Annotated in this window: 14 protein-coding genes; 9 read left to right on the top strand and 5 right to left on the bottom strand. The window is 60.7% G+C overall.

Translation table 11 applies throughout. The annotated features are described in order from the left end of the window. A partial coding sequence (nadE, locus tag IH881_17365; protein ID MCH7869466.1) for an NAD(+) synthase occupies nt 1–623 on the top strand: 623 nt, incomplete at its 5' end. 212 nt (nt 624–835) lie between these two features. Here nadE and IH881_17360 read toward each other — a convergent pair. Further along, nucleotides 836–1,219, bottom strand: a complete 384-nt coding sequence (locus IH881_17360) for a hypothetical protein (GenBank protein ID MCH7869465.1) — start codon at nt 1,217–1,219, stop codon at nt 836–838. A gap of 208 nt (nt 1,220–1,427) precedes the next feature. Between IH881_17360 and IH881_17355 the strand changes: the two genes are divergently transcribed. Continuing rightward, nucleotides 1,428–2,351 carry a DUF2092 domain-containing protein gene (locus tag IH881_17355; GenBank protein MCH7869464.1) on the top strand — a complete coding sequence of 308 codons (924 nt, stop codon included), beginning with the start codon at nt 1,428–1,430 and terminating at the stop codon, nt 2,349–2,351. A 248-nt stretch (nt 2,352–2,599) separates the two neighbouring features. After that, complete coding sequence (locus IH881_17350; GenBank protein MCH7869463.1) at nt 2,600–2,965, top strand: hypothetical protein; 366 nt, start codon at nt 2,600–2,602, stop codon at nt 2,963–2,965. Between the two features lie 46 nt (nt 2,966–3,011). Here IH881_17350 and IH881_17345 read toward each other — a convergent pair whose 3' ends face one another. Continuing rightward, a complete protein-coding gene (locus IH881_17345) occupies nt 3,012–4,931 on the bottom strand; it encodes an alpha/beta fold hydrolase (protein MCH7869462.1) in 1,920 nt (639 codons plus the stop codon). Nucleotides 4,932–5,008: 77 nt separating this feature from the next. Here IH881_17345 and IH881_17340 point away from each other — a divergent pair, with 77 nt between their 5' ends. The 3 genes from IH881_17340 (at nt 5,009) to IH881_17330 (ending at nt 8,625) form a co-directional block, all read left to right on the top strand. Then, entirely contained in the window at nt 5,009–6,010 is a 1,002-nt protein-coding gene (locus IH881_17340; GenBank protein MCH7869461.1) for a DUF4105 domain-containing protein, read from the top strand. A gap of 260 nt (nt 6,011–6,270) precedes the next feature. Beyond that, nucleotides 6,271–7,419 (top strand): mandelate racemase/muconate lactonizing enzyme family protein, encoded by a 1,149-nt coding sequence (locus tag IH881_17335; protein ID MCH7869460.1) that lies wholly within the window; start codon nt 6,271–6,273, stop codon nt 7,417–7,419. 39 nt (nt 7,420–7,458) lie between these two features. Further along, the gene (locus IH881_17330) at nt 7,459–8,625 is read left to right on the top strand and encodes an aminopeptidase P family protein (GenBank protein ID MCH7869459.1); all 1,167 of its coding nucleotides are present in this window, start codon (nt 7,459–7,461) and stop codon (nt 8,623–8,625) included. 38 nt (nt 8,626–8,663) lie between these two features. Here IH881_17330 and IH881_17325 read toward each other — a convergent pair whose 3' ends face one another. Both IH881_17325 and IH881_17320 read right to left on the bottom strand, forming a co-directional pair. Next, entirely contained in the window at nt 8,664–9,032 is a 369-nt protein-coding gene (locus IH881_17325) for a VOC family protein (GenBank protein ID MCH7869458.1), read from the bottom strand. A gap of 87 nt (nt 9,033–9,119) precedes the next feature. Continuing rightward, nucleotides 9,120–10,022 (bottom strand): DUF2236 domain-containing protein, encoded by a 903-nt coding sequence (locus IH881_17320; GenBank protein ID MCH7869457.1) that lies wholly within the window; start codon nt 10,020–10,022, stop codon nt 9,120–9,122. Nucleotides 10,023–10,304: 282 nt separating this feature from the next. Between IH881_17320 and IH881_17315 the strand changes: the two genes are divergently transcribed. From IH881_17315 to IH881_17305, 3 genes are all read left to right on the top strand, one after another. Beyond that, complete coding sequence (locus IH881_17315) at nt 10,305–11,717, top strand: aspartate aminotransferase family protein (protein ID MCH7869456.1); 1,413 nt, start codon at nt 10,305–10,307, stop codon at nt 11,715–11,717. A 187-nt stretch (nt 11,718–11,904) separates the two neighbouring features. Next, nucleotides 11,905–13,677, top strand: coding sequence for an SLC13 family permease (locus IH881_17310; protein MCH7869455.1), 1,773 nt, complete (start codon nt 11,905–11,907; stop codon nt 13,675–13,677). 124 nt (nt 13,678–13,801) lie between these two features. Further along, complete coding sequence (locus IH881_17305; protein MCH7869454.1) at nt 13,802–15,490, top strand: cation:proton antiporter; 1,689 nt, start codon at nt 13,802–13,804, stop codon at nt 15,488–15,490. Nucleotides 15,491–15,897: 407 nt separating this feature from the next. Here the strand turns inward: IH881_17305 and IH881_17300 are convergent. Further along, on the bottom strand, nt 15,898–17,112 hold a 1,215-nt coding region (locus tag IH881_17300), incomplete at its 5' end, for a sulfatase (GenBank protein MCH7869453.1).

Genomic DNA, 17,112 nt, shown 5'->3' with positions numbered 1-17,112 from the left:
GCATCCCGATCGAGCCGGCCATGAAGGCCTTCGGGGGCATGTTTCGGGAAGCCTTCACCCACCACCCCGAGGACGAAACGGAAGAGAACGTCCAAGCCCGAGCCCGGGGCCTGACCCTGATGGCACTGTCCAACAAGTTGGGCCACATGGTGCTTTCCACGGGCAACAAGTCCGAGATGTCGGTCGGCTACGCGACGCTCTACGGCGACATGTGCGGCGGCTATTCGGTGCTCAAGGACATCTATAAGACCACCGTGTTCGCGCTGTCGCGCTGGCGCAACGAGCACCGCCCGGAGGGCGGGCTCGGCCCCGAGGGACGGGTGATCCCGGAGCGCGTCATCACCAAGCCGCCCTCGGCCGAGCTCAAGCCCGACCAGACCGACCAGGACACGCTGCCGCCCTACGACGTGCTCGATGCGATTTTGAAGCGCTACGAAGAGCGGCTCGAGACGGTTGACCAGATCGTCGCCGCCGGCTTCGAGCGCGCGGTCGTGCGGGACGTCGTTCGCAAGATTCAGGTCAACGAATACAAACGCCAGCAGGCCGCCCCGGGTCTGAAGGTGACGTCGCGGGCGTTCGGCTTCGGTCGGCGCATGCCGATCGCAGCCCGATTGAACTCGTGAAAACGGGTTGCGGCCCGGCGAGGCGCGGGCACCGAAACGCACGGGACCTGCGAAATCCGGCGTTTGCCGCTTGGCTCGGCATGGCCGAACTGCTATTCTGCAGGGGCAGGGGAAATGTTTGGGGTTCATTTGGCCCCGCTGGGATATATCCTTGATTCAAGCAAAGGAGTGGCAAAATGCGCCGTTACACCACCATGGGGCTGGTCTGCGCGCTAACCGTCGCGGCCGCCCAGGCCGTCGAATCGCTGCGTCATCATCACCAGCGCCTCGACGAATATCTCCTCTATCGCCCCCCGGGCCAGGAGATCCCCGCGACGCTCGCCCAGTTCAATCTCCGCCATCTCGCGACGCGTCGTCTCGGGGGCGGCGACGGTCACTATCTCGCCCTTTAGGATGTCGCTGACTTTCTTGTGGAGAATCGTTCCGTCCAGGAGCTCGGCCAGAGTGGGCTTTGCCTGATTGGCGATCGCGTCGCTGGCAAGCGCGGGGGCTATCAGAGACGCAAAGATGAACACCGGATGGATCAACAGCCGCCGAACCCGGCTCATTCCTGTTACCCGCACGCTGTCGAGTCGCTGCTTTCGGGGGGTAGTCATTCGTACCTCTTTCAGATTAGAATCGAAGACGCACAAAACGGTTAGATCCGGGATCGCGAAGTCACCCCCTTTCTGCCTTGGGTGTGATCGCTGCAGGAGAGCGAGCCCTTGGCGCTGATCGACGTCGGACACTTGCGGTACTCTTTATTCAAGCAAAATCTTCCTGGAGCTTTCGAGCCCTCGAGGTGAAGTCGAAAGAGGATTCTGGATGAGTTATTGGATGCGAACGCCTCGATTGCGGCCGATGGTTTGGCTGCTGACTGCCTTGGCGCTCGGCATGATCAGCTGTTCTGCCGAAAACAAGCCGAATGGCGATTCGGGCCGCGAGACTGGCAGCGACGTAGATGCCGCAACGGAACCCGAAACGAGAGTTGCTTTGAGCCTGCCCCAAGGCGATGAAAACGACGATCCCGCCGCGCAAGCGCGAATCGAGGCGCTCATGCGCGATGCAGAGGAGAGCCTGGTACGTGCAGCGGATTTTCTCGCCGACCAGGCCGGCTTCCGTGTCGTAGCCGACATCTCTTTCGACATACTGCAGAGCGACGGGCGATTGCTTGAATTTGGAGGTAGTCGCGAGATCACGATACGCCGACCCGATCACATCCGAATGCGCGAAATCCGGCGCGATGGGGACACAAGGACGGTCTACTTCGACGGATCCACGATCTCGATCGACTTGCCGGGGCACCGAGCATACGTGCAGATCGACAGACCCGGCACGCTCTATGACGCGCTCGACCATCTGGTTGAAGATCTCGGTGCGCCCTTTCCCATGGCGAACCTCTTTTCCGAAAATTTCGCGTCTTCGCTTCAGGATCAGATTACGTACGGCTACTCCGTCGGGACGGCAGAGGTGGCGGGTCGCAGCTGCGAGCATCTCTCCTTTCGCATGCCCGAAGTCGACGTGCAGCTGTGGGTCGAGGAGGGGGATCGCCCGCTGATCGCCCGAATCGTGATCAGCTACAAGCACGAAGAGGGAAATCCGCAATTCCGCGCGAACCTTCGTGACTGGGATCTCACATTCGAAACGCCCGAGACGCTCTTTCACTTCGAGCCCGCGGAGGGCAGTGAGCCATTGGTCATCGGATCAACGTTGGGCGAGGAAATGGCCGGGGCGGAGGAGACCGAATGACCGGGAACGTTCGTGGCATTCTGCGTTTGACTGTAATCTTCGGGCTTTCCTTTTACCTGATTTCCCTGTCGGGGGAAGCGTGGGCAAGGGGACCGGGCGGTGGTGGGCGGGCACGGCCTAACGTCTCGCGCGAAGGGCCCGCCCGGAGCGGCTCCTTCCAGCCGACGCGGACGCGGGAGAGCACACGCCGCAGTGAGCGGCCGGCTCCGAAACAACAGGATCGGACGGTCCCCTCGGACCGACAGGACGTGAGTCGAGATCAAACGGACGCACGCCGCGTAAACCAGCGCGAACGGGATCCTGACCGGGAGGTGGAAGATCGCCGAAATGAGCGCCGAGACGACGGCAGAGATTACTACGACGATCGACGAGACGACCGCAGAGATTACTACGACGATCGACGAGACGACCGCAGAGATTACTACGAGATTCGACGACACTATGCCCGAGGGACGAGGTACTCCGCCTCTTGGTGGACCCGGTCATGCTCGCGGGCAACGATCGTCATCGTCGGTCGCTACACCTACTACCGTTGCGATAATTTCTGGTTCAGTCGTACCTACTACGGAGGTGACGTGATCTATACCGTCACGGATGCGCCTCCGGGATACTGAGACCGAGGCTTGGAACACGCACTCGCAGAAAGCCAGATGCGCACGTTCACTGCGATACGACACCGCGGGGCTGCGCCGCCGCAAGATGCTCGATCAGGATTCGACGCACCTCCTGGATCACGTTGGGATTCGCTTGCGAGGAATGTCCGCTGCGCACGACGAACTCCGAGTCGACGTCCTCGAGATGGGCGCTCTGATAGCTGACCACGCCGTCGCCCCCTTCCTCCTTTGGACCTTTTTGAACACCCATGATCGAGTGAGCGTGTACCCCGGGCGCGATCGGAAGCCGAGCGAGCGCCTGAATGAAGGCGCTGCTTGGACTCATGTTGCCGACCGAGCCAGCACCTCCTTCGAGACGCCGCCGTGCCTCCGCCTCGGCATCTCCCCCGAGCAGATCGACGGTGGCGTTTACCAGGTTCGCGGGCGACCGGACAAGCCGTCCCAGCAACTGGGCCACACCCAGAGTCGCCAGAGCGCTACCGCGATGGGGGGTCGACAAGAAGATCACGCGCTTCACTCTTGGCAGAGGTTTCACGAGCAGGCCCCCTTCGAGGATCTCGCGGCTTTCGGGCTCGAGTTCGACTCGATCCGGCGGCTCGTCGGATACGAGCTTCCAGAACGTGTCGTTCGCATCCACTACTAACAGCTTCGCGAGCAACCCCCCCTGGCTGTGGCCCATCACGACCAGATTCTCGAGCGCGGGATCACGACCTTCGGGGTCGATGCTTGCGACGAGGTTTTCGATCGCCGTGCGCAGTAGCCACCCCGAGTAGGCAATGGGGTTACCTGTGTTGTAACTGAAGGTCAGTATATTGTAGTTGCGGCGAATCGATGAGTCGGAGTAGAGATCGTTCGCCATGTCGGCCCAGCGTCCCGCGCTCGAAGCCGTCCCGTGGACGAGCACGAGCGGGATCTGCCCATATCGATAGGGCGACAGCGAAAGCAGTCCTCCCTTCTCGACGGCGAGATCGCCTTGGAAGAAGCCCTGCAGCTCGCGCTTCCAGGGCGAAGCTTCACTGAGCTGGAGCGCGAGCGCGGCGCTCGGTTCGGATTCGATGGGTACGGTTTGTCCCTCGATCTCAATCGTCTCGGCTGCCGAGTACGCCACTATAGAGAGGGCACCCTCGAACCGCGTCCCCCCGCCTTCTACCTGCGCCTGCATGCTGTTGAGCCGCAGAATCGCCGTCACGGGCACCCGAACGGCAGCTACAATTGCATCCGACTGCTCCAAATGCTCGGGCGCGCCGACAGTCGCAGCCAGCGGAGCGCCCAGCCCAGAGATCCGATAGCGGTTGACAAGCCCCGTCACCCGCAAATCGGCGACCGAAGCGAAGCTGGTAAAACGCCGATTTCCCCAGCGCAGAGTCTCCTCGTCGAAGTCGACCACGAGAGTGCCAAAGGGAAGTGGATACTCGCCGTCGCGTAGCAGGACTTCGCCAGTTTCGGGGTCGCTGAACCCCAGCGTGATCCCACGATTGTAAAGATCTGCAGCGAGCCGCACCCCACGGTCGAACATTGGCGGCTGGTCGTGACCGCCGGGTGGAAACAGGTAGATCCACGCGTAGATCGCGGCGGCGAGGTAGTAGCGCGAGTCGCCGGTTTTGGCAGCGTGCGCAAAGCTGAGCTCGGCCACGACGTCCATGTAGCCGATGCGCGTCTCTTCATCGTAGTCGCTCATTGGCTTCGCGAGCGTCGCGTGGAGCATCTTGATGACTGCCGCCGGGTCCCGCTTCCAAGCCTGCTCCTGGTCCACCCTGCGCAGAAGGATGCGCGCCTTCGGACTGAGTTCGCCGGTCGAGAGGACGCTTGCCGTCAGTGCGCGCTGAGCCTCACGCGGCGAGATCCGCTCGACACCGATCGGCGCCGCGCACGCACACCCGAATACCAGGGATAGGATCGCAATCGTTCGAGCGAGCTGACGGACCGCGAAGATCTTCGTCTCAACCGCTGGCTTATGGGCGTTCATGACAACATGCTACCATGCTCGTTCTTCAATGATGCGCGATAATACAAGGGTTGTTGCCTCCCAAAGGGATGACCACCATGAAGGCCCTGTTCGCAAGTCCGCTCCTCGTCGCGAGCGGTGCCTGGTCGTTGACCGCGTTATGGATTGATGGCCCGGCGTCGCGAGGGATTGCCGGACTTCTCCTGATGGCCTTTTCACTCGCGGCCCTGCTGGTCCTGATTCGCGTGCGTCCCTTCTGGAGGGCCGCAGGTGTCTATAGCCTGCTGTTCGCGTGTGTCCTCCTCTGGTGGCTCGCCCTCGCGCCGAGCAACGACAGGGATTGGCAGCCGGACGTGGCTCGAACGCCCAAGGCGACGATCGCCGGGGACCTCCTCACGATCGAAAACATCCGCAACTTCGACTATCGGAGCGAAACCGACTACGACGAGCACTGGGAGACCCGGACTTACGATCTCTCGAAACTGCGCGGCGCCGACATCTTTTTTTCACACTGGGGATCCCCGATGATCGCTCACACGATCACAAGCTGGGAGTTCGAAGAGGGGCCGCCGCTCGCAATCTCGATCGAGACGCGCAAGGAAATCGGCGAGAGCTATTCGGCAATTCTCGGCTTCTTCCGGCAATTCGAGCTCTACTACGTGGCGGCCGACGAACGAGACGTCGTTGGGCTGCGGACGAATCATCGAGGCGAAGAGGTCTATCTCTATCGCCTGAAGACGCCGGTCTCGGCCACCCGAGCGGTCCTGCTCGACTACGTCCGCGCGATGAACGAGCTCGCGGCGCAGCCGAAGTGGTACAATGCGTTCAGCCACAACTGCACGACACAAATTCGGCGCCACGTTCAGAACGTTGCCCCGCGCAATCCATTCAGTTGGAAGATCCTGGTGAATGGCTACCTCGCCGAACTCGGCTACGAACGCGGAACGATCGACACCAGCCTGTCTTTCGAAGAGCTGCGCCGGTTGAGCAACATCACGCAACGTGCAAAGAAGGCCAAGGTGGACGCGTCCTTCTCGGTGCGAATTCGCGAGGGTCTTCCCGGCGAGAGACCGTTAACTAGTACTGGGTCCGAGGTATAGCCTGCCTCACTCTAGCGCAGATGCTCTGGGCGCATTCGGTAAGCGTTGACGCCATCGTGCGTACCCAGGCGATGTCCGCCACGACGACCGGACATTTCTAACTTGCGGAGAACTCGACATTTCTATTTTGCTGCGACATTCGAAAACCCTCGTTGAATTCCCTATCCCCCACGACCCCGATCGGGCGACTGGCGCGAAACTGTGGGAATATTTCCTAAATCCGGAACGCCTTCGTATCGCCGAACATTGAAGGGAAAGCCTTGAACGATCTCGATATTTCTCGCTTGCGTGTCTATGTCGTCGCACCTGATGTGACGCCGCCCTACCGTTTTACCGGAACCACCAAATCGGCCCCCCTCTATTACAACATTGTCAGATTGACGACACGCGGTGGCGTTGAGGGGGCGTCCGGTGTCCTGTCCGGCGATTACTACGACCAAGACGATTACGATGACGACCCTCATAGTTACGCCGCTGCCTTTCAGCCGGTCATCAGCGGGCTGATTGGAAAGAATGTGCTGCAACGCGAAGCGATCGCCGCAGACATGCTCGCAGCGCGCACCGCGCCGATCCCCGACCCGGAGTCTATGCTCGAGATCGCCATGTGGGATGCGGTCGCCCGCAATGCGAACATGCCGCTTTACCGCCTCCTGGGCGGTGCACGCGAAAGCATCCCCGCGTACGCGAGCACTCCAGTCTTTGACACCGTCGAGGGATACCTCGATTATGTACGGATGATCCGTGACATGGGCTATCCAGCGGTCAAGTTCCACACCCAATGCGACCCGGAATTCGATCTAGAAATGACGCTGGCCGTTTCCGCCGAGTTCGCCCAAAAGGGGTTGCGATTCATGGTCGATCTGGAGCAAGTCTACGATTTTGACAGCGCAGTCAAACTGGGCCGCGCGCTCGCCGACATGCCATGCGACTGGCTGGAGGCCCCTCTCGACGACGAGGACATCGACGCGTATGCGGAACTCAGACGCGCCGTCGATGTCGACATCATCTGCGCTGGCAACACGGTGGTCGAATTATCCGATATGGCCGATGCCATAACGCGCGGTGCCTGGTCGAGATTGCGTTGCGACCCTTCTAATGTGGGCGGCATTTCGGCGGCTCGGTCGGCAATGGCCCTCGCCTGCGCGCACGGCCTCAAGACCGAGCTGCAAAGCTACGGCTATCCCTTGACCCAGGCCGCCAACTTGCATCTCATGCTGGGTGTCGCAGGCTGCAGCTACTTTGAACATTCGGTGCCCATCGAGCACTACGAATACGCCTGCCCGAATCCCATCCGCATTGAGGCGGATGGATGCGTCAGGGCTCCCGACGGGCCGGGCCTCGGCATTGATACCGACTGGAAGCAAATTGAAGCCGACGCCACCCTGCTGATCGACACCGATACGATGTGACGGCAAGTCTCGGAGAATGATTGATTTAGGAAAACCATCATGATGCCTAAAAGTGAATTTGATCGGAGACTAAAGGCCATCCGTGCCAGGATGGAGGATCGGGATCTCGATCTTTTGCTGATCTATTCGTCGCCGGGTTCGATGCGCTTCGGTCAGCGGGGCCATGTGATGTACGTGTCCGGCTACGAGCCTTACTTCGGCGATACGATGTTTCTTCTGCCGCGTCGCGCGAACCAGGAATGTTTGCTCGAAATCGACTCTGCGGATCATTTTTCATGCCTTTCGACCTGGGTCGAAAACGTTGAGCCTGCAGGGGATCACATCCGGATCTTGCACGAGTATCTTCGGGGACTGGGTGTGACGAAGCCCCGAATCGGAGTGGTGGGAGATTACTCGATGAGCCCAAGGCTCTATTCCCGCCTCTGTAAAGAAACCGATGCGCATATCGAAGCGGTTTCGAGTCTTCTCGAAGAGGAAAGGGCGGTAAAGTCGGAATTTGAAATCCAGTGCATCAAGCAGGCTGGAGCCATCGCGTACGAGGGGATAAAAGCGGCTGCGAAGTTCGCACGCCCCGGTGTGTTGGAGGCAGAGATCGTTGCCGAGGTAGAGCGCGTTTGTCGCGTCGCAGGTTCAGAATTTTTCCCACACTACACGATGGTCACCTCCGGAAGGGATTCCGATCACTCCAACTTGTGGTGGAGGTGCGGTCGGCGCAAGCTCGAGCCAGGAGACTCTTGGCTGATTGATTTCGGAACCATGTTTGAAGGGTATTGCTGTGACGTAGCCAGGCCCTTTACCTTGGGGCCGCCTGCTAAGCAGAACCGTGAGCTGTTTGATGTGTTAGTGGAGTCGTTGGAAGCTGGGCGCAAAGTGGCACGGCCCGGAGTCCTCACTTCAGAAGTGAACGCCGCAACGGCGGAAGTTCTCAAACAAAAACTAGGTAAAGACGCTTACTGTCAAAAGGTAGGGCATGGCGTGGGGCTCGAGGTGCACGAATGGCCTTTTGTTGGGTACGAGGGCATCGTCGATGACAGTGCATATCGAGACATGAAGTTGGAGGCCAACATGGTGATCTCGATGGAGCCCGCAGCTTGGCTACCGGAAACAGGAGATCTACAGGTCGAAGACCAGTTTGTGGTTACCGAAGAGGGTGGCCAGCGTCTCAGCCCGATCCCGCTTGAAATAATCGCGTGCCCAAATCAATAGGGTCAGGCGATTGCGATCCGATCTACTGCGCTTGCCGATCAGCTCGGCGGACATAGCGCGCAGATCTTGTTTCCATCGGGGTCGCGCAGGTAAGCGAGGTACATCCCGTTCTCGCGGACACCCGGCGGATCTTCGATCGCCGTACCCCCGTTCGCGACACCGGCCGCATGCCAGGCATCGCCCTGCTCTGCGGACTCGACCCGGAAACCGATCGTGCTTCCGTTGCCATGGGTCGCGGGTTCGCCGTCGATCGGGATGCCGATCACGAACACGCCACCGGGGGTCACATAGAAGTACCGGCCCTTGTTGTCGACACCCGGCCCGATGCCCAGGGTTCCCAAGACTGCGTCGTAAAACTGCTTCGATGCCTCGATATCGCTGACACCGACCATCACGTGGCTAAACATCTCTTTCTCCTGTGGGATTCGATTCGTCGTGTGCGGTCGGAGAGAATAGCGGTTCGTCATGGGGCCGAGAGCGTCATGGAGGCCCGCTCAATCTCTTGCAAGAAGACGCTTCTCAGCGCGTCGCGCCGGTGGCATGATGCGCAGGATGTCGGGCGCGATCGTTCGCATGCCCCGCACGATGGATATGCTGCGCTGCCACAGCTTCTGCCGACGGGCGTCCCAGGGAAATTCGAAGCGCGCTCGCAGGGCGGCGGGCAGCATTCCGATGGTGAGAAAGCGAAATGGGGCCAAGACGAAGTCCGGCACCCCCGCGACACGGGGATGGAGCACCGCGTGGGCGAGTTCTTTCGCTTGCTCGGTTACCTCCAGGCAGTCTCCCTGGAGCTTCTCTTCGAGGTAGCGGGAGAAGGCTGGATAGTCGCTCGGATGCACCTCGAGGGGGACCCGCAGCATCGGGGCCAGACGCAACGACTGCTGATAATAAGCGTCTCGCTCGACCGGACTGAGGGGGCGTACGAAATTCGAGTAGGCGGTCATTGCCGAGTCGGTGAGAGTCGCCTCTACCCAGAGCAGCAAATCCGGATCGAGCGCGTCAAAGACGCTGCCGGCGGCGAATCGACTCGTGCCAACGCCTAGCGTGCCCACCACATCTGCATGCAATTCGTTGATACGTCGGGCGCAGCGATCCGCTTCGTCCAGATCTCCGTAGATGATTCCAAGCATACCTCGTAGGGTTCGCATCAAGCGTCCGATGGGGTTGTTGCGGAAGTCATCCCTGGCCGCGACCCCCGCCGCCACCAGGGGATGTGCGAGTTGCATCACGAGTGCTCGTCCACCGGAGAGCAGAAGCACCGCCTCTCGATTGACCTGCCAGAGTAGATCGTCAGGATGATAGAGGCCGCTGGTGTAGGGACTGATCGAGGCCGACGCTTGCGCGGCTGGCCGTCCTGCCTGGGTCGCACCACCCTGCTCTTCTCGATTCGTCACCATTGCATTGCGCCATTTCGAAGGTTGAACCTGGACTCGGGCACACCATGGTACTCGGCTGCTGCCTGATGCGATGGGAACAATTTACCGATATGACCGCAGGGGAGAGCGGGCGAAGCACTCAGCTGCGGAGGTTGTATCCGTGCCCTTGGGGAGGGGACCGAGCCGCTTGAACGCGGGGTCGAAGCTCCGCAACGCGTCGACCGTTGCGAAAATCGACTTGAAGTCGACGTCGGATTCTAATAGGGTGGGAACCTCTCGCCCAGCTTGACTCCGGAGGTCAGCATGTCCGAAATCGTCGACCGCAAACTCATCAAGCAGCTGATGACCCAGGAGGAAAACCGCCTCCAGGAACAGACGCCCAAGTCGGCGAAGCTGTACGCCCGCGCCAAGGATACCCTCGTGAAGGGCGTCTCCTCTTCGTATCAGGTTCGAGACCCCTACCCCATCTACTTCACCAAGGGCAAAGGTTCGCGGATCTGGGACGTGGATGGCACCGAGATCGTTGACTTTCACAACGGCTTCGGCTGCATGGTCCAGGGCCATGCTCATCCGGCCATCGCCGAAGCCGTTACCCGACGCATGGAACTCGGTTCCCAATTCGCCCTTCCCACCGAGGACTCGATCGCCGTTGCGGAAATACTGAAAAATAATTTCAAACTCGGCCGATGGAGATTCGTGAACTCGGGCTCGGAAGCGACCATGGATGCCATTCGCATTGCCCGTGCATTTACCGGTCGCGACACCATCATGAAGATATTCGGTTCGTATCACGGACATCACGACTACGTGATGGTCGCGATCGGTGCCGTAGAGTTCAAGGATCGTGGCCCGCGCGACAACTACAAGTCGGTAACCTACGGAGCAGGCATACCCCAGGTCGTAGCCGACATGACGATTGCCGTTCCGTTCAACGATGCCGCCGCAATGGAGCAGCGGATCGAACGTCTGACGGCCGACGGGCGCAAGCCGGCTTGCGTGATCATGGAAGCCGCGATGATGAATCTGGGCGTCGTCCTTCCCGAACCCGGGTATCTGGCGAAGGTCCGGGAGATCACCCGTAAGCACGGTATCGTCCTCATCTTCGACGAGGTCAAGACGGGTATCTGCACCGCTGCCGGCGGTGCAGTCGAGCGATTCGGCGTGGTGCCCGACATGGTGACCCTGGCCAAAGCCCTGGCGGGCGGTCTCCCGGCGGGAGCAATCGGCATGACCGAGGACATCGCCGAGGTGATCGTCAGTGGGAAGGTCTTCCAGGTCGGTACCTATAGTGGCAACCCGCTGAGCATGGTAGCTGCGCGGGCCAGTCTTGAAGAGGTCATGACCCCCGATGCCTATCGCCATCTCGATTCCATCAACGAACAACTCATCGAGCAATGTGACGCCATCTGCGAAAAGCACGACTTCCCCGGCTATACCGTTGGGATCTCGTCGAAGGGCTGCGTCAACTTCGCCACTGGACGGATCAACGATTACGAATCATTCGTCGAACATCAGGACGTCCACCTGTGCACCCTGGCCTGGCTCTACAACATCAATCGCGGCGTCATGATGGCCCCCGGGCGCGAAGAAGAATGGACGCTTTCCATCGCTCACGACGCCGAAGACGTTGCGCGCTACGTCTCTGCCTTCGAAGCCCTGGTACAGGACGTGACACCGGGCCTGCTGGTCAGGAAGTCCGAAACGAAACTCGATTGACCTGGACTTCAAGGGAATGTCGACAATCGGCGTAATCCGTTCCGCTTGTGTCCGCCCGTTGCCGCTCGTTTCCGTTGGCCTCTGTGAAAGCACGAAGGGTTCCCGTCAGCAGCTTTAGGACTTTTGAACGTTCTAAACTAAGAGACACTATACGGGGTACCTTGCGCTAACGATGGATGCTCTCGACTTGCAGGGATGGTTCACGCTCGGTGTTGTGGTGGTCATGCTCGGCGCCATGGCCCGGGGGGTCGCGGCGCCCGATCTGATCATGATGGCGGGGCTCTTCGTGCTCGCCGTGGCCGGCGTGCTTACCCCGGAAGAGACCTTCAGCGGCTTTGCAAATCCCGCAATGATGACCGTGGGCGCGCTTTTCGTCCTCTCGGCCGCCATGCGCGAAACAGGGGCCCTGGAGATCACGCTCGGGCGGCTCTTCGGCAGGTCGAAGAGTGAAGGCGTCGCGATGGTGCGGACGCTGCCGGTACTGGCGGGACTCTCGGCCTTCCTCAATAACGCACCGATTGTTGCCATGATGACGCCTCTGCTGATCGATTGGGCTCGGCGGCATCGCATCGCGCCAAGCCGCCTGCTGATTCCGCTGAGCTACTCCACCATCCTCGGCAGCATCATCACCATCATTGGGACCAGCGTGACCCTCACGGTGGCCGGATTGGTCATTCAATCAGGAATGAAACCGCTCTCGCTCTTCGAACTCGCACCCGTGGGCCTGCCCATCTGCGCAGTGGGGCTCTTGTACTTGCTACTGGTGGCGCCGCGCATCCTGCCGGCCCGTACGGACCCCGCCACACAGGTGGGCGATCAGCAACGCGAGTACACGGTGGCGATGCTCGTCGAGGAGAACTGCACGCTAGTCGGGCTGAACATTGAGGATGCCGGCCTGCGCGCCCTGCCTGGGCTCTTCCTCTTCGAGATCGAACGCGACGGGCGCCGCATCACGCCAGTCGCGCCCGACGAGGTGATCGTGGCCGGCGATCGCATGGTCTTCGCGGGCGTGGTCTCGACCATCGTTGACCTGCAGCGCATTCGAGGTCTGGTGCCCGTGGACGATGAGGACATGCCAGCTCGCGCCGAGATGCGCCATCGTTTGATCGAGGCGGTGATCTCGAGATCTTCGCCGCTAGTCAAGCGCTCCATCAAGGAGGCAAACTTTCGTACCGTCTACGGTGCAGCGGTAATCGCCGTGCATCGCAACGGTGAGCGCGTGCCAGGCAAGATCGGCAGCATCGTGTTGCGCCCTGGAGACACGCTGGTCTTCCAGGCAGCACAGGGATTCCTCGACAGTCATCGCAACAGCCCTGATTTTTACTTGGTGAGCGAGGTCCCGGAATCCCACGCTCCCCGCCACGATCGAGCCTGGTTCGCCATCGCGGTCTTCCTCGCCATGGTGGTGCTGGCCGCTACCGAGATCATTCCCATTGCCATCGGCTCCTTCGTGGCGGGTGGCATCCTGATCGCCACCCGCTGCATCAGCGGTACGCTGGCGCGGCAGAGCGTGCACATGAACGTACTGGTGGTCATTGCCGCCGGGATCGGCATCGCGACTGCAATTGAGAAGTCCGGGGTCGCAGCCGCCATCGCCGACGTACTCGTTCGCCACTCCAGCGCGCTCGGGCCCATCGCGCTGCTGGCCACCATCTATCTGGTCACCATGGCGATGTCCGAACTCCTTCACCACGCCGCTTCTGCCGCCCTGATGTTCCCCATCGCGGTAGCGGCGGCCCATCAAGCGAGCCTGGACCCGCGCGGCTTCATCATCGCCGTAGCGCTGGGAGCCGCCTGCGCGTTTGCGTCACCGGTGACCTACCAGACCCACCTGCTTGTCTACGGCCCAGGCGGTTATCGCTTCACGGACTTCGTCCGTGTCGGTCTGCCCCTGAATCTGATCTGCGCCGCGGTGGCCATCACCTTGATCCCGATGATCTGGCCCCTCACCCCGCTCTAGCACGCACCCCCTTGCCCCTCAACAACCCGCCGGAGATGCTGATCAACGCAGGGTGAAAAAGGTAGGCTTAACTCAACTGTCCGTGAAAAAGGTATATAGAACCCCATACGCTTGAAGGAGCCGGATGGAGACCTTCTTTAGCACCCTGATCTCCCTTGCAGTCGCGCTGTTGTTGAGCCTCGGGCTGGGGCGCGTGGCCGCTCGCTACGGCGTGCCCCGCGTGACCGTCTATCTCCTGGTGGGCGTGATGCTCGGCCCCGACATCGGACAGCGCTTCTTCGAGGAAGGGGGGCTTGCAGCGGGACTTCTCCTGGGCTCACACACGGAGCTGACGCTGGGGGTAGTGGAGCAGCTCGCGATTGGGTTCATTCTCTTTGGGGTAGGCGCGGAGTTTCGATTCCAGACCTTCCGCGAAGTCGGGCCCCGCATCCTGGGGCTCTCCGCAGCCGAGATCGGGCTGACAGGCCTGCTCGTGGGGCTCGCCGTCGGCGCCGGCACTGGTGATTGGCGCCTGGCCGTGATCGCACCTGCGCTCGCGATTGCGAGCGCGCCGAGCGCCACACTGGTGACGTTGCGAGAGATCGAGGCCGATGGCCCCACTTCTCGAAGCCTCATCCTGTGTGTCGGGAACAACAATCTCGTGGCACTCTTCCTCTTTCCCCTCCTGCTCGCCGTAGCCTTTGGCGTTGGCCATCCCGTACAAGCGACCGCCTATGCGCTGATCGCTCTGGTGACCGGGGGCGCCATCGGTTTTGGCGCCGCGATCTGGCTCGAGTCGATCACGGGACGCCGCGAACTCGTCCTACTCGGAATGCTCGTGGTGTTCGCGGCCCTCGGGCTCATGCACTGGATCGCCGCGGGGTCAACCGGGTTGGGGATGCTGGCTTGCTTTGCCGCGGGCGTTGCCCTCGCCAACGGCTCGTCTCACTCGGGCGATCTCTTCCGCTACGTCGAGAACACCGTCTACCCGCTTTACGTTCTCTTTTTCATCGCAGCGGGTCGCGACCTGCACCTCGGGGCTGTGATCCAAGGTGGCGCGCTCGGTGTGCTTTTCATTTTCTCCCGTGCTGCGGGGAAATTTTTCGGGGCGCGTATCGGCCTACGTCTCACGGGTTGGGGAGAGGGCATGCCATCCTCCTTTGGCGCAGGCCTGATGTGCCAGGCGGGGATTGCTCTGGGTTTGGTTGCGGCCCTCGAGCACGCCGTTCCGGACGCCACATCCGAACTACGTCACGTTGTCATTGCTTCCGTGGTGGTCTTCGAACTCGTAGGGCCTTGGCTCGTGCGACATACGGCATTGGTTGCGGGCGAGGTAAAGCTCGCAAACCTACTTCCGCGCGTAGAGGCGAAAGGCACAGAGGCGGTGCGCTGGGTACTACTCGAATTTCGCCGAAACCTCGGGATGCTTCGCTCTGACTCGGAACTTTCCAAAGGTACCCCCACCGTACGCCACGCCATGAGGCGACGGCCCCGAGTCGTCTCTGAAGCCCTTCCGTTCGAACACGTTCTGAAGGCGCTCGGAGAAACGGGTGCTGACCTGCTCCCGGTTGTTGACGCGCAGGATCGATTCAAGGGCGTGATCTCGTACGAGGAGGTAAAAAACACCCTCTACGATCCCCTGCTTCGAGATCTCGTGATCGCGGAAGACTTGACGAGCAACATCGGAGACCCGCTCGAGCCAGAGTCTTCACTAGCGGCCGCGCTTGAGATCATGGACCGGAACCACGTCCATTCATGGCCAGTCGTTGAGGGCGAGCGCTTGCTGGGCATGGTGAGCCGGACCGATCTCTATTCACTCATGCGAAGGAGCTGACTCTTGACTCAGCGGACGGGTGTGGAATGTCGGCGGAGCTTTGGCGATATTCAAGATACGGGCTACGCAGCACTCCGCATCTCACCGTGGAGCCGGCCGGAAGATTGATCCGATCACGGCCAACGCGTATTCAAGAACCCGCCCCTTTCGCCTGATTTCCCGCTGATCTTCGGTCATGTGGATCCCCCGGATTGTCCTCTGCTGTCATCATGACAGAGTGTCCGGCTGAATCTGTAATTTCACATCACATCGATGTTTGTTTGCGCAGTGCAGAGCAACCCCGGTCTACTCGGTAGAATCTCCTGAAGCCGATCTGGCTTTGACCCGATCGAGCGTCTCGGGCATCCACTTCTCTACCGTGTCGCTGAACCCGAGGCCCACATGAATTCGGAACGATTGGCAGTCCGCTATGGCTGCAGCGGGGACGCTTTGATACCGAGCGCTGCCCCAGCCGCGGAGGCGCCCCGATAGACCGGGTTTCGCCGGGGCACGAGAGCTCCAATTCTGCTCAGGTAGTCGGATATTTCCTTGTCGAGAGACCGCACCCGATCGGGATGAAGACTCGCCAGGTTCTCGCTCTCCCCGACGTCACTTTCGAGGTCGTAGAGTTCGAATCGGTCCTGCTGATTCACGCCGTCGTGATGAAATCGAATCAGCTTCCACTTGCCGCTCCGCATCGAAGTCGCCGGAACGGTCCCCGCCTTCTGAAAATAGTGGGGGACGAAACATGGGAACAAGGAACGGGGGCTGGCCTCTGACAAGAACGCGGGGACTTGCGACACACCATCGAGGATATGTCCTGAGGGGCGCTTCACAGCGAGCATCTCGAGCAGGGTGGGGTACCAATCTGTACTGCTGATCAACGCCGAGCTCTTACTCCCCGGCTCGATGTGCCCCGGCCAAACCACAGCGGCCGGTACCCGAATCCCTCCCTCATAGATTTCTGCCTTGCCGCCCCGGAGTGGATGGTTGCTCGTCACGGGGACGTCGACAATTCGCTCATAGGTACTGCCGCCGTTGTCCGAGTAGAACACGACGATCGTGCGCTCCGCCAGTCCAAGACGATCCAGGGCATCAAGCAGCGTCCCGACCGCATCGTCAAAACTCTCCACCATCGCAGCATAGGTGGGATTTCGCTGGGCGTTGGCCGGATGTGCCTTCTCGACGTACTTCTCGATCAGCTTTGCCTTGGCGTCAAATGGACCGTGGACCGAGAACGCCCAGTAATTCAGAAAGAAGGGTTCGTTCCTGTGTTTCTCCATGAACGAGACGGCTTCCTTGGCCATGCGATCTTCGATGTGTTCACCCGGGAAGTGGGGCACAAAACCCAACTCGTCCGGATACTGCCATGGGGCGACGTAGGATCCTGCAGCGCCGGGGCCGGACCAATGGGGCAAGTCAACATCGAAGCCCTGCTCCAGAGGGCTGAAGGGCTCGGGGCCGAGATGCCATTTGCCGAAGTGCCCCGTGGCATAGCCCGCGTCTCGAAGCACTTCCGCGATCGTCTCCACTTCCAGGGCCAAACGCGTCACCGCGACTGGGGTGTTGGCCTTCCTCGCTTTCCGTTTTTCCCGCCCGGCGATCTCCTCCCTGGAGCGAAACCACGGCTCTGTAATGGCCCG

Source organism: Myxococcales bacterium (assembly GCA_022563535.1).
Classification (GTDB): Bacteria; Myxococcota_A; UBA9160; order UBA9160; family UBA4427; genus DUBZ01.
This window is presented reverse-complemented; position numbering and strand designations above follow the sequence as displayed.

Bases quoted from the DNA above. Each gene is read 5' to 3' on its own strand.
- IH881_17360 (MCH7869465.1), bottom strand. From the start codon at position 1,219: ATGACTACCCCCCGAAAGCAGCGACTCGACAGCGTGCGGGTAACAGGA.
- IH881_17355 (MCH7869464.1), top strand. From the start codon at position 1,428: ATGAGTTATTGGATGCGAACGCCTCGATTGCGGCCGATGGTTTGGCTG.
- IH881_17345 (MCH7869462.1), bottom strand. From the start codon at position 4,931: ATGAACGCCCATAAGCCAGCGGTTGAGACGAAGATCTTCGCGGTCCGT.
- IH881_17340 (MCH7869461.1), top strand. From the start codon at position 5,009: ATGAAGGCCCTGTTCGCAAGTCCGCTCCTCGTCGCGAGCGGTGCCTGG.
- IH881_17330 (MCH7869459.1), top strand. From the start codon at position 7,459: ATGATGCCTAAAAGTGAATTTGATCGGAGACTAAAGGCCATCCGTGCC.
- IH881_17325 (MCH7869458.1), bottom strand. From the start codon at position 9,032: ATGTTTAGCCACGTGATGGTCGGTGTCAGCGATATCGAGGCATCGAAG.
- IH881_17320 (MCH7869457.1), bottom strand. From the start codon at position 10,022: ATGGTGACGAATCGAGAAGAGCAGGGTGGTGCGACCCAGGCAGGACGG.
- IH881_17315 (MCH7869456.1), top strand. From the start codon at position 10,305: ATGTCCGAAATCGTCGACCGCAAACTCATCAAGCAGCTGATGACCCAG.
- IH881_17305 (MCH7869454.1), top strand. From the start codon at position 13,802: ATGGAGACCTTCTTTAGCACCCTGATCTCCCTTGCAGTCGCGCTGTTG.